Below are 13538 nucleotides of genomic sequence, written 5' to 3'. Positions count from 1 at the left end.
AATTTATATAAGCTTTAGAAAGCCTTTTTTACAGTAATTTCAAGTTTCGATTCACGCAAGCCAACAATTACATCGTCTGCAATATTTGCGATAATCGATTTTTCCAGTTCATCCCATTTTTCATCCTGGTCTTCTTTTGCCTTAGCGCGGTAATTATTCAAAGTCCAGCTTCCAGAATGACTGTTGTTTCCTACTCCAGAACCAAAAGTAACAAATGACGGAGCATTTGCCAGAGAATTTTCATAATCAATCAGCATAAATTCTGCCGCAATTTTAATTTTAGACATAATTCCGGCTGCGGCGGCATTCTTTCCATCAGAAGAAAGAGACAAAATCTTTTCACGCTTTTCAGCAGTAAGGTTGTCGTGAGGAACAAGAGAAATATGAAGTTCAACAGAAGAACCTTCACATTCAATCCAGAACTGACCTTTATTAAAGCTGAGAAGTTCAGGAAGCATTCCAATCAGCTCCTCGGCAAGAAGTCTAAGTTCCCTAGTCTGCTGTTTATTTAAATTTGCATAAGAAGCAGTTTTTTCACTTTCTTTCAATAAAACTTCAAGTGAACCGGCATTCGTATTAAGTTCATATACTGTAGATTTCATATTTTCTCCTCTCTAAATAAAATTATATTATGAAAATTTCGTATTTTCAAAATTTTTTATTTTCCGTATTCCTTAATCAGATTGTCTGCATATCTTTCAGCACGCTCTCTGTCTTTCATCGAAAGCATAAGGAAATCTACCATTAATTCCCTGCCGTAGCGTTTATTAACCAGTTCCGCATGGCACAAGAAGCGAAGGGCCACCGTCGAAGAAAGAATATCCAGATCCGAAGTGGCAAGAAGCTTTTCTATCATCTGCATTGCAAGGGAGTAATTGTCCGCCAGCATCTGCTGAAGATCTCCGATTGTACGCTTTTTCAGCCAGTCCAGCTGTTCAAGGTAGTTATCCGGATTTTCCTTTGAAATTTCAGCCTCGCAGACATTGGAAATTGTACGCAGAAAATTCTGCATGCTCTTGCTGTTATTCATGTATTCTTCAAGTGAAACTGAATCAATCGGAATATCACCGGCTGTATCTGCAATAATTCTTTCGTGAACTTCTTTTGTATAATCAGAAACACTGTCCCTGATGCTTACAAAATGCTCGTCGGCAATTTCCAAAAGCCCCGCAAGTCGGAAAAAATCACGTTTAACCGCAGTCGGAACACCAAATTTAGTCTTATAGCCCAAATCATGTTCCATGACTGCCCAGATGTGCTGCATAAGGGAACACATCTGAACTTCAAAGCGTTTGTTTATGAGCTCAGGCGGATATTTTCCGTTTGGTTTTAAAGAACAGATATAGTGAACCGAAAGGTAACCAAAAGTGTTTACATCAAGATATTTACGCTTATCGATTGACTCATTCCAGTCAACGTCAAAACGCTTTTCAATCTGAGCCGCAAGCTTATCAACTTCATCGGAAAAGAAGCAGACAACGCGGGTTCCAAGGATATCCGTAATATCAGAAAGGGATGAATATTTATCGCCCTTGCGTTCAAGTTTGCCCGCAAGACTTTTTTCTTCCTTAACGCGGTGATTTATTGCATAAATCTGAATATTGCAGCTGTCGGCAATGTCCTGCAAAATGGCAACGACTTCTTTTTCAAGCCGCTCGAAATCGGGTTTTGACTCCCGATATTCTTCCATAATCATTTTTTCTTTTGCATTCATATCTAAAAACTCTTAACAAAAATTGTAATATGAAATTTTCAATTTTCAAAGAATTTTTATTTTTTTATTCTGCCCTTCTGACTGCTACTGCGCGGGCTGCATTATAGGCCTGTTTAATTCCAACGCTGAAAAATACCGGGAAAATCGATTTCATCATTTTGATGCCGCTGCGGCCGCCACGGGCAAGCCAGGCTCTTTTTGAAAGCTGCCAGTTTTTGTAAACCATTGGGATAAAGCAGATAAAAAGCGCTATTGTGTCGGTTAAAGTATTTTTTTTGCTGACCGGAAGGATTTTTCTGATGGCAGTTTCAATTACGCCTATTCCCTCGCGGATTTGAAGGGTTGTTGAAGTTTTGAAGAGGATTGAAGCGCTCTGCATGACGCAGAAAAGTTTTACCAGCATTTTGAAAGTTTCATGATTTTTAAAAGTGATGATGAAAGATTGGTATAAGGCCTCCTTCCAAATGCCGGTGCCGTCCTCAGCTGTCAGCGCCGCACACAAGTTTGCAATAAAACCTGAAACGTACAAAATCACCGCATAATATAAAACCGGTCGTAAATCACGCAGCTGTTCGCGAAGTGTAAATTTAATCGCAAAAGCAAGCGCCGCCTGAAAAATCAAAAATCCCAGGGAAAATTCAAAAGGAAGGTTAAAAACCAGGATATTTACAAAAGGAATAAGGAGGATTTTTGCCACCGGGGGCATTTTGTGAATAAAAGAGTTTCCCGCTTTGTAAGAGAATGCAAGGCTGTTTTTACCGGATTTTATCATAAGGTCACCTTCCGCCCGCTACCAGATTAAATCTTCAACATTCTTATAAGAATTAAAGGGGTTTCGGATATTCCAGTCTTCCACGTTGACAGTGCCGCTGCCCCCTGCCCCTGTGCCTATTTCCCCGGGCGCCCCGTCAAAGGCCTTTTCCCCGCGGAAAAGCACGATAAAGCGGTCTGCAAGGCCGAGACATTTTTCAATTTCGTGGGTAAGAAGAATTATTGTTTTTTTCTGGGCTTTCAAATCACGCAAAAGGGCGTTCACCTGTTTTACGCCCTCGTAATCAAGATTTGCGTAAGGTTCGTCCAGAATCAAAACCGGCAGATCCATGGCGAGCATACAGGCAACTGCAAGACGGCGTTTTTCCCCGCCCGAAAGAAATCGTGCAGGAAAATCTCGTTTTTGGGTCAGGCCAGTTTTTTCAAGGGCAGTCTCCACCGCTTCCTTCACACGGTCGCGGCTCCAGCCTAGATTTTTCGGACCAAAGGCAATATCCTCAGCGGGAGTTTCGCCTAAAATCTGCGTTTCAGCCTCCTGAAAAACTAGTCCAACCTTGCCAAAGCAGCTAACCTTACCGCTGTCAGCCTCTTCCAGACCCGCAATAATCGACATCAAAAGGCTTTTTCCACTGCCGTTTTCACCGCCGATTACCGTAAAGCTTCCTTCATCAATTTCAAAGCTCACGTTTTTCAAAACCTGGCGGCGGCCTTTTATTGTGTTAAAACCCTTACTGATATTATCGATTATTAGTTTCTGCATATTTTATTCCGCATTCTGTCCGGCATCAGCATATAAATACTGTGCGATTACCGGTCTGATTTTAATGGCAATCGGAAGACAGATAATATATTTTACCAAATCACCCGGAATAAATGGAATAACGCAAACTCCCATTGTGTAGGCAAAGACAGACTTATCAGCAGGAACCTTACCGGCGCCTGTCGCCCAGTTTGCAAAATGAATAACGCCCGGAATATACAAAATGGCAAGACCCAGAAGCATTGCAAGGGCAAGACGGACAATCACTACAGGCTGAAGTTTTTTCTCAGAAATTGAAGGTTTTCCTGCGACAAATCCTGCCACAATAGCGCCCAAAAGATAGCCTGGCAAAAATCCGCCGGTAGGTCCAATCCAGACTGCAGGGCCGCTGGAACCGCCCGCATAAACCGGAAGGCCGATTAAGCCCGCAAGCAAAAAGAGAGCAGTCGGAGCTCCAGCCCAGATTCCGCCCAGAAGCAGAGCACATAAAATACAAAGGGCATTCTGTAAAACAATTGGAATAACGCCAAGAGGAATTCTGATAAAACAGCCGACACAAATTACCGCCGCAAAAAGCGCGATGAAAGAAAGACGCAAAGTAGATTTATTTTTCATAAGGCCAATGTATACCTTTTTCAAAGTATTGTAAACCTCAAACTTAAAATAAAGTTTACAATATCAATTTCATTTTTTCCCCTTTATTCCCCAAAAGCCTGATTTTTACTATAATAAATATTCTCTTATGAAAGTGCTGATAAAAAAATATAAAAATATCACTAAATTTTTACTTCTCATCTTTGTTTTTTTATTTTTCAGCTGCCGTACAACACGCACTGTTCAGATTTTTGATGATTACAAAGAAAAAGTTACTATAGAGGCCCCGGAGCTCGCTGCTACGGAGGAAGAAGCCTATATTTTCTTCCGTCTCTACAATCCCTGCTATTCAAGCCCCCTCAATGTTACAAACCTTTTGAAGTTCGGAATCAGCACAACAAATATCAGCGACATTTTTGTAAGCCACGCTGCCATCGGTTTTGATTTGAACGATGATTTTTACGGCGTAACTCTTGGCGGAAAGCAACAGCTCAAGCTTGAAATCTGCACAGACCTTTCAAACAATCCTTATATGAGAAAGTGCGACCCGGTTTCATCAGAGCTCTGGGTTTATGCCATGAAGGTGCCACGCTCTGAATACGATGCCACCCTGCAAATGGTTCAGTATTTTCTTGATAACGTGACTGTAAAATATTCTGTAATGCAGAATTTCCCATATACCTGCTATAACATCAGACGAAAATTCTTTGTCAGCAAAAAAAATCAGGGATTCGGAAGTCCTAAGCTGACAAAAAAAAGCTACAACATCTATAAAGACCTGAATCCAAAAAGAACACCTAAAAAATTCGTATGTTCAACCTTTATGGCTTATGTTTTAATGCATAATGTTACTGAAATTCAAAATCTCTTTATCGAAAAAAATATCAACTACCGCTATGTTGTTCCGGGCGATTTCACAAGCTTTCCGGGCGTAATCAAGCTTTTCTACTCAAGTTGGGAAGATTACCTTGTTGCAGCTCAGAAATTCGTAGAAGAAAATCCTGATTTCGCGCCATATTTTAATCAATATCAGTCAAACTAGAAGAAGTTGATAATAGATTTAAATCGCAATATAATTAAGTACTTTACACTTTTTGCAAAATTGTCATTTTATTTTAAATGAGGTTTTTATGGTATTTGAAGAAAACTACACTGTAGCAAAGATGATTAAAACGTCTGCAGAAAAATGGCCTGAAATTCCTTCTCAGTACAGACGTCTTAAAAACGGTGATTTTGAACCTATCACATATAGAACAATGTATCAGACTGGTCTTGATTTTGGTGCCGGTCTTCTGGTTCTTGGCGTAAAGAGAACTGAACCTGTTGGTCTTATTTCTGATAACTGCCCGGAATGGCAGCAGTCGGATATCGGTATTCTTTCGATTGGTGCGGTTGACGTTCCACGCGGATGTGATGCAACTTTAATCGACCTTGAACAGATTCTTGCAATCACTGAATGTAAATATGTAATTGCCCAGAATAATTCACAGGTAAAGAAAATCCTCAGCCTTAAGGAAAAACTTCCTGCCCTCAAAAATCTCATCGCTCTTGAAGACGATATTAAGGATGAAGTTCGTGGAGCCTGCAAGGCCGGCGCAGTTGAACTTTACACCTTTAATCAGCTAGTAAACAGCGGTAAAAAATGGCGTGTAGAACACAAGGATGAAATTGAAGCTGAAGTTGAAAAAGGAACTGGCGACGACCTTGCTACAATCATCTTTACTTCTGGAACAACAGGAACTCCAAAGGGCGTAATGCTTACTCATAAAAACTTCCTGGCCCAGCTTGATGAAATTCCTGAGCGAATTTATATTAACCCGGGCGACCGCGCCCTCAGCGTTCTCCCGGTATGGCACGTTTTTGAACGCGAAGTAGAATACGTAATTTTGATTCAGGGTGGAGCAATCTGCTATTCAAAACCAATCGGTTCAATTCTGCTGGCAGATTTCAAAAAGCTCAATCCTCACCTGCTTCCTGCCGTTCCTCGTGTTTTTGAAGCTGTTTATGACGGCGTTACTAAAAAAATGCGCAAAACTGGCGGACTTGTACTTAAACTTTTCAACTTCTTTGTTGGAGTTGCAAAAATTCATAAGGCAATGCAAAGAAAGATGTTCAATCAGAATCCTTGCTTTACAGCATACCGCCCGGTTCTCTGGTGGATTCTCTTCATTCTGCCTTGGTCTTTGATGTGGCCTCTTTACTGGCTGGGTGATCTGCTTATTTTCCGCAAGATTAAGGTTATGCTGGGTTCTAACTTCCGCGTTGGTATTGCAGGCGGTGGTGCTTACCCTAAAAATATTGATGAATTCTTCTGGGCTATCGGTGTTGAAATCGTAGAAGGTTACGGTCTTACAGAAACAGCTCCAATCGTTTCGGTTCGTCCTATTGCAGCCCCTATTTACAGAACAATCGGTTCTCCAATCCGCGGAGTTCAGGCCCGCATTGTTGATCAGGACGGTTATGTTCTTGAACGCGGTCAGCAGGGTATTTTGCAGATTAAGGGTCCTACTGTAATGAAAGGCTACTACAAGCGCCCTGATTTGACAGAAAAAGTTATGACTGTTGACGGCTGGCTCGACACAGGCGACCTTGCAGTATTTACAATTCACAACGAACTTCAGATTAAGGGACGTATTAAAGATACTATCGTTTTGCGCGGTGGAGAAAACCTTGAGCCTCTTCCAATCGAAATGAAGCTTTCTGAATCACGCTTTATCAAGCAGGCAGTTGTTCTTGGCCAGGATAAACGCTATCTTGCAGCTTTAATTCTTGTTGATGAAGACGAAATTAAAAACTATGCCGCAGAAAACGGAATTCAGTACGATACTTACGAAAACCTGCTTGCATCGAATGGAATTCAGTCTCTTTACGAAGGCGAAATTGCAAACCTCATTTCTTCTAAGAACGGCTTTAAGATGTTTGAACGTATCAATAAGTTCACTCTGATTACAAAGCCTTTTGAAGTTGGCGTTGAACTTTCTGCTAAGCAGGAAATTATGCGTTTCCGCATAAACGAAATCTATAAAAAGCAGATAGAAGCAATGTTTGTGGAAGAGGATTAGCATTGCAAATATATTACCTTTTTTTAAATTAAAACTGGCGCGAGGGAAAGAAGCCTGAGTCAAAAACATTCTGTTTGTGGAGTGCCGCGTGAGCGGCACATTTTATAGTTACTTTGCCGCAAACAGCATGTAGCGCGATATCGCGCGGTTTTGACTCAGGCTTCTTGACCGGGAGCCATTTTGGAGAAATAAATGAACGTACACATACTTGAAATGCCATTGGATTTTGGCGCCAGCCGTCATGGGTCGGATATGGGTCCTTCTGCAATCCGACTGGCCGGAATTAAAGAGAAGATTGAAAGCCTGGGTCACAAGACTTTTGAGCACTCTTCAATCTTTCAGGCAACTACACAGGAATACGAAAAAATCGGAAATCCTAAGGCAAAATACCTTGAGCCAATCACAAATGCCTGCACCAAGCTCGCAGCACTGGTAGAAGAAATTGCAGATAAGGATGAGTTCCCCCTCACAATCGGCGGTGACCACTCCATCGCGCTAGGCTCAATTGCCGGTATCGCTGCCAGCGCAAAAAAGCAGGGCAAACGTCTGGGCGTGCTCTATGTAGATGCGCACGGCGATTTCAACACCACAGAAACAACACCAAGCGGAAACATTCACGGTGAATGTCTTGCAGCATCTGCCGGCTATGGAATTCCTGAACTTACAAATCTTTACTACGACGGTGTAAAAGTTGATCCTAAAAATATCTGCTTTGTAGGTCAGCGCGACCTGGATGAAGGCGAGAAAAAACTGATGAAGGAAGCCGGTGTAACAGTTTTCACAATGAGCGACATCGAGCGCCAGGGCTTCCCTGCAGTTCTCAAGCAGATTGTATGCTTCTTCCGTTCCCGAGTAGATATGATTCACGTAAGCTTTGACATGGACGTTCTTGACCCCATGTTTGCTCCTGGAACCGGTATTCCCCTTCCCGGCGGACTTACAAACCGCGAAGCCCTGCTCTTAATGGAAGAAATGGCCTCTACAAACATGGTAAAATCCGCAGAAATCGTAGAAGTAAATCCAATTCTTGACATCCGAAACCAGACTGCTATACTAGCTGTAAGCCTTGCTGCAAGAATTTTAGGGGAAACACTCTATTAAGTTTTTGTTTCCCTAAAAAGGAGAGCTTTTTATGGAAGCTGATGAATCATTTGATTTGACTAAATACGTTGCAGACGATATTGCAAAATACAGCGGTATTTCGATGCCTGTAAAAGCCGGTCTACTTCAGCGGCTTCTGATAAAAAAACTTCCCTGCAAAAAACTTCATATGAACCCGGATGACGAATTTACTCATCCGGAAGTTGGTCCAAGCTACAGGGTTATTTCAGAATACACACAGAAATTTGTTCATAATTACGAAGTCACAGGTAATTACTTTTTCCAGCAGGAACCACTGATTGTTGAAAAACTCTATCCTGATGGATACAGAATCTTAAACGGCCATCACCGCTGGGCAGCTGCCTTCAAACTCAAAAAGAAGAAAATCAACATAAATATCGTTAACATGACCCACGAGGCCGAAATCAAGGAAATCATCCGAAATTCAAAGCATGATAAACGCGTTACCATGGATCTGGATGAAATCGTATTCTTTGATGAAAAAAATACCGCCCAGGACAAGGCAGAAAAAGCATTAGGCTTCCCTTTCAACCGCATTTACAAAGAACGCCTTAGACTTGGAATCCCTGCCCTTTTCAGATGTCTTGAAAGAAACGGCTATGACATCTGGGTTTTCAGCGCAAAATATTATTCAAATGATTATATAAAGGCCCTTTTCCGAAAATATCACGTAAATGTAACGGGAATTGTAACCGGTACAGAAAAACGAAAAGATAAGGTAAAGGGCAAATACGACAATCTTCTTAAGGAAAAATACAAGCACACACTCCATATCGATAATGATTTAGTTCTTCAGATTGATACAGCTTCTGGAGATTTCCACGAACATAATATCGACGCATCTTCAGGCTGGTCAAAAGCAGTGATTGATATTATTGAGGAGATGGCAAAGAGTGAAGAACAATAATCAGCAGGAAAAAATGAGGATTTCGTTTGATTTGGACGAAGTTCTCTTTGTTTCGCCAAAAACTCATAAGATAGAAAAGCCTCCTGTTTTCCCTTTCAGCGCCATATACAAGGAACGCGTTAGATTTGGCGCCACAGAACTCATAAACAAACTTCAGGAACTTGGCTACGAAGTCTGGGTTTATACTTCATCTTACAGAACTCAAAGCTACATTAAAAAACTTTTCAGATTATACCACATACGATTTGACGGCATTGTAAACGCTCAGCGCCATCTGGCCGAAGTTCAGCGTGACAATAAAACAATTTTGCCTCAAAAACTTCCTAACAGATATAGAATTTCCCTGCATATTGATGACGAGACCATCGTCTGCACACTGGGACAGCAGTACGGCTACAACACCTACCAGCTCAACGCCCAGGACGATGACTGGAAAGAAAAAATCATCGAACGGGCTGCAGAGATTAAGAAAAATTTAGGGATTTAGTTAAATATCTCTTCCGCGTAGCGCACGGTTTCCATGGCGTCGTGGCAGTATTTGTCGGCGCCAATCATGTCGGCGTAGTTTTGGGTCATTACGGCGCCGCCTACCACTACTTTAGCAGGACTTCCCGCTTGTCGCAGGAGTTTAATTGTTTCTTCCATGGCAGGAACGGTCGTTGTCATAAGGGCGCTTAAACCAACCAGGCGGATATTTTCGCGCTGAACGGTATCTACAATCAGCTGAGGGTCAACATCTTTTCCCAAATCGATTACATCGTAGGCGTAATTTTCGAGCAGAACTTTTACGATGTTTTTTCCAATATCGTGGATGTCGCCTTTTACTGTGGCTAGCACGATTTTGCCTTTTTTCTGCTGGTCACCGCCGGCAGCGGCCAAAGTCTGCTTTATAACACCAAAGGCGGCACTGGCAGCTTCTGCGGCCATCAAAAGCTGAGGAAGGAAGACTGTCTTTTTTTCAAAGCCTTTTCCTACGATATCCAGAGCGGGGATAAGTTCCCCATCGATAATTTCCAGGGCATCTTTTGTTTTAAGGTAATCTGCTGTAAGGGCAGCGGCACGGTCTTTAAGTCCACGTTTGATAGCTTCAATTAGTTCTGATGTGTTTGAAGTGCCTTCTGGCTGGGTGGCAGGGGACACTGCAGAAGCAGCTGATGGCACTGCACTTGCAGCTGCCGCCACAGTCGCAGGTAAATTAGTTGCAAAATCAATGTAGTTAGCGCAGTTCTGGTCGACCGCAAGAAGGGCGCAGTAAGTGTAGTAGGCCTTCATCATCTCGAGAGAGCTTGGATTCATGATTCCGGCATTGAGGCCGTTGTGCATTGCCATCGTGAAAAAGCTTGCGTTGATAAAATCGCGGTTAGGAAGGCCGAAAGAAATATTTGAAACGCCAAGGCTTGTCTTTCCGTTCAGCTCCTCTTTAATGAGGCGCAGGGCATCCAGCGTGGTGATGGCACTCTGCGGGTCAGAGCTGATACTCATTGCAAGCGGGTCGATAATAATATCTTTTGGCTTGATTCCGTATTCAGCGGCGCGGGCATAGATTTTGCGGGCAATTTCTACGCGGCCTTCTGCAGTTTCCGGGATTCCGCTTTCATCAATCGTAAGGGCAACGATAAGTCCGCCGTATTTTTTTGCCAGCGGGAAAATCTCCTTCATGATTTCTTCTTTGCCATTCACCGAGTTTATCATTGGTTTTCCGTTGTAAATACGGAGAGCCTTTTCCATGGCAACAGGGTTTGTCGTATCAATCTGAAGAGGCAAATCAATTACCGCCTGAAGTTCCTTTACAACGTCAATCATCATCTGAGGCTCGTCGATTTCCGGCAGTCCAACGTTTACATCAAGAACATCCGCCTTTTTTTCTTTCTGGGTAAGCGCTTCGCCCAGAATATAGTCCATATCGCGGTTGCGCAGGGCTTCCTTAAACTTTTTCTTTCCAGTCGGATTGATTCGTTCACCGATGAGCACTGGCTTTTTATCAAAAATCACGCTATGTGTGTAGCTTGTGATGATTGTATCATTTTTAGGAGTAACTTCGTGCGCCTTGTGAGTTCGCACAGCGTCACTCATAGCCTTAATGTGAGCCGGAGTAGTTCCGCAACAGCCGCCAAGCATTGTAGCGCCAAGGTCAGCGATTTTTTCCATAGATGCGGCAAAATCAGCTGGGGCAACGTCGTAAACAGTTTTGCCGCCTTCTGAACGAGGAAGTCCCGCATTCGGGCTTACGACAACCGGCACGCTGGCATAGCGGGCAAGCTGCTCAACGATCCCGAACATCTGGTCAGGCCCAAGACTGCAGTTTACGCCTACGGCGTCAGCGCCAAGACCTTCCATAGTTGCAACTACGGTCATCGGGTCAGCGCCGGTCAAAAGCTTTTCTGATTCATCGTAAGCAGTGGTAATAAGCACCGGAAGATCGCAGTTTTCCTTTGCGGCAAGTAGGGCGGCCTTTGCTTCGTGAAGGTCGTTCATCGTTTCAATCAAAACAAGGTCAGCGCCGTGTTTTGCACCGATTTTTACTGTATAAGAAAAGATTTGTACGGCATCTTCAAAATCAAGATCGCCAAGCGGCTTTAAAAGTTTACCAAGCGGACCAATGTCCAGGGCAACAAAATGAGGCTGATTTCGCACAGCTTCCGGGGTGGAAGGGTCGCTTTCAACCTGGCGGATAGCCTCGCGGGCATTTTTAATTGCCGCACCAATTACAGCATCCAGGCTGAACTTAATGTCGCCCGGCTGAAATTTATTGATATTTGCGCCAAAAGTATTTGAAGTCAGGATATTTGCGCCGGCAAGCAGATAATCGCGGTGCATTTTCTGAATGATTTCCGGATGAATGATATTCCAGGTTTCCGGCAGTTCGCCAGGCTGTAGGCCCTGAGCCTGCAAAATTGAACCGCATCCGCCGTCAATAAAAACAAAATCCGAATAAGCTTTCTTGAAAATGTCCGCTGCCTTTACCATCGCAAGCCCCGCTTTTAATTTTTATATTTATCCAATCAAAGATTTCTGCTTTTTGCTGACCGGTTCGCAGGTCAAATCAACACCCAGCTTTTTGAAAATCTTGCGGTCAACCTCGCTGAGCATAACGCTTGCGTGAACCTGACAGCCCTTAAGCTTTGGAAGCTGCTCCATAGCTTTACGGCAGTTTTCATCCTCGCGGCTGAGCATGGCAAGGGCAACAAGAACCTCGTCTGTGTGAAGGCGAGGATTATTTCCCGCAAGGTAATTTACCTTCATCTTCTGAATAGGCTCAATCATTTCAGCCGGAATAAGCTTTACCTTGTGGTCGATGCCTGCAAGATGCTTTGTCGCATTCAAAAGCAAGGCAGCGCTTGTTCCCAAAAGCGGAGAAGTCTCGGCAGTAATAATAGTGCCGTCTTCCAGCTCAATAGCCGATGCCGGACCTTCCGCACGGGCAGCTCTTTCTTTAGCCGCAACAGTCACCTTACGCATATCAGTTGTGATATTTGCCTGCTGCATCAAAAGCTTGATTTTATTAACTTCTTCTTCAGTGCCGCTTCCATCCGCAAAACGGTTAGTAGCAGTGTAATAGCGGCGGATAATTTCCTGGAAGCTGGCTTCGCGGCAAGCGTCATCATCATAAATACAAAGACCAGCCATGTTTACACCCATGTCAGTCGGTGATTTATAAGGATTGTCCCCGTAAATACCCTTGAAAATCGCATCAAGAACAGGATAAATCTCAATATCGCGGTTGTAATTTACAGTAGTTTTTCCATAAGCCTCAAGATGCCATGGGTCAATCATGTTTACATCGTTAAGGTCGGCAGTAGCAGCTTCGTAAGCAATATTTACAGGATGTTTAAGAGGCAGGTTCCAGATAGGGAAAGTTTCAAACTTAGCATAACCAGCCTTAATTCCGCGTTTATTTTCGTGATAAAGCTGACTAAGACAAGTAGCCATTTTTCCAGAACCAGGTCCAGGGGCAGTAACAACAACAAGAGGACGACTTGTTTCTATATAATCGTTCTTTCCGTAACCCTCGTCACTGTCGATAAGGGCAACATTCGAAGGATACCCCGGAATTGTATAATGGTAGTAAGCCTTAATGTTCATCTTCTTAAGGCGGGCACGGAAGGCTTTTGCACTTTCCTGACCAGTGTAATGAGTGATGCAGACAGAACCTACCATAAGTCCACGGCTCTGGAATTCATCACGAAGGCGAAGAACGTCCTTATCGTAAGTAATTCCCAAATCACCGCGCACCTTGTTCTTTTCTATATCAACTGCGCTGATTACAATTACAATTTCAGCAACATCTGCCAGCTGCATAAGCATCTTAAGCTTACTGTCCGGCTCAAAACCCGGCAGTACGCGAGACGCATGGTAGTCGTCAAACAGCTTTCCGCCAAATTCCAGATACAATTTGTCGCCAAACTGGGCGATTCTTTCCTTAATGTGCTCTGACTGAATCTTCAGATATTTTTCGTTATCAAATCCGTATTTCATACGGGAATATAATTTAACACATTTTTGGGATTTTAACAATGCAGGGCGCATCCGCCTGCGGCGGTCGGGCTTTTCGCAGTTTCGCGCATAACGCGCTTCATACTTTGCTTCGCAAAGTACGGCTTCGCCGCT

The 13538-nt window shown here is 43.2% G+C and carries 12 protein-coding genes; 5 read left to right on the top strand and 7 right to left on the bottom strand.

What is annotated here, in order from left to right:
* Positions 1 to 14: 14 nt before the first annotated feature.
* The 5 genes from T530_RS0109470 to T530_RS0109450 all read right to left on the bottom strand — a co-directional run bounded on the left by T530_RS0109470 (position 15) and on the right by T530_RS0109450 (position 3860).
* The gene (locus T530_RS0109470) at positions 15 to 602 is read right to left on the bottom strand and encodes a hypothetical protein (protein ID WP_027728799.1); all 588 of its coding nucleotides are present in this window, start codon (positions 600 to 602) and stop codon (positions 15 to 17) included.
* Between the two features lie 56 nt (positions 603 to 658).
* Complete coding sequence (locus T530_RS14085) at positions 659 to 1714, bottom strand: GTP pyrophosphokinase family protein (protein WP_051537926.1); 1056 nt, start codon at positions 1712 to 1714, stop codon at positions 659 to 661.
* Positions 1715 to 1778: 64 nt separating this feature from the next.
* Positions 1779 to 2486: a hypothetical protein gene (locus T530_RS14810; RefSeq protein WP_027728798.1), complete on the bottom strand. Its 708-nt coding sequence runs from the start codon at positions 2484 to 2486 to the stop codon at positions 1779 to 1781.
* 18 nt (positions 2487 to 2504) lie between these two features.
* Positions 2505 to 3245, bottom strand: coding sequence for an energy-coupling factor ABC transporter ATP-binding protein (locus T530_RS0109455; RefSeq protein ID WP_027728797.1), 741 nt, complete (start codon positions 3243 to 3245; stop codon positions 2505 to 2507).
* A 3-nt stretch (positions 3246 to 3248) separates the two neighbouring features.
* Positions 3249 to 3860: a biotin transporter BioY gene (locus tag T530_RS0109450; RefSeq protein WP_027728796.1), complete on the bottom strand. Its 612-nt coding sequence runs from the start codon at positions 3858 to 3860 to the stop codon at positions 3249 to 3251.
* Positions 3861 to 3987: 127 nt separating this feature from the next.
* Here T530_RS0109450 and T530_RS0109445 point away from each other — a divergent pair, with 127 nt between their 5' ends.
* From T530_RS0109445 to T530_RS0109425, 5 genes are all read left to right on the top strand, one after another.
* Positions 3988 to 4881, top strand: coding sequence for a hypothetical protein (locus T530_RS0109445; RefSeq protein ID WP_027728795.1), 894 nt, complete (start codon positions 3988 to 3990; stop codon positions 4879 to 4881).
* Positions 4882 to 4969: 88 nt separating this feature from the next.
* Positions 4970 to 6901 (top strand): long-chain fatty acid--CoA ligase, encoded by a 1932-nt coding sequence (locus tag T530_RS0109440; protein ID WP_027728794.1) that lies wholly within the window; start codon positions 4970 to 4972, stop codon positions 6899 to 6901.
* A gap of 192 nt (positions 6902 to 7093) precedes the next feature.
* Entirely contained in the window at positions 7094 to 8002 is a 909-nt protein-coding gene (gene rocF, locus T530_RS0109435; protein ID WP_027728793.1) for an arginase, read from the top strand.
* A 31-nt stretch (positions 8003 to 8033) separates the two neighbouring features.
* Positions 8034 to 8930 (top strand): ParB/Srx family N-terminal domain-containing protein, encoded by an 897-nt coding sequence (locus T530_RS0109430; RefSeq protein ID WP_027728792.1) that lies wholly within the window; start codon positions 8034 to 8036, stop codon positions 8928 to 8930.
* Positions 8917 to 9417 (top strand): hypothetical protein, encoded by a 501-nt coding sequence (locus T530_RS0109425; RefSeq protein ID WP_027728791.1) that lies wholly within the window; start codon positions 8917 to 8919, stop codon positions 9415 to 9417. The genes T530_RS0109430 and T530_RS0109425 overlap by 14 nt, the downstream gene beginning before the upstream one ends.
* Here T530_RS0109425 and T530_RS0109420 read toward each other — a convergent pair.
* Positions 9414 to 11897: a homocysteine S-methyltransferase family protein gene (locus T530_RS0109420; protein ID WP_038074330.1), complete on the bottom strand. Its 2484-nt coding sequence runs from the start codon at positions 11895 to 11897 to the stop codon at positions 9414 to 9416. The two genes, T530_RS0109425 and T530_RS0109420, sit on opposite strands and share 4 nt — an antisense overlap.
* Positions 11898 to 11924: 27 nt before the next feature.
* Positions 11925 to 13406: a DUF1846 domain-containing protein gene (locus T530_RS0109415; RefSeq protein ID WP_027728789.1), complete on the bottom strand. Its 1482-nt coding sequence runs from the start codon at positions 13404 to 13406 to the stop codon at positions 11925 to 11927.
* Between the last annotated feature and the right edge of the window lie 132 nt (positions 13407 to 13538).

The sequence above is a fragment of the Treponema sp. C6A8 genome, assembly GCF_000619925.1.
GTDB lineage: Bacteria > Spirochaetota > Spirochaetia > Treponematales > Treponemataceae > Treponema_D.
Note: the sequence above shows the minus strand (reverse complement) of the source record. Positions and strands in the feature narration are given on the sequence as shown.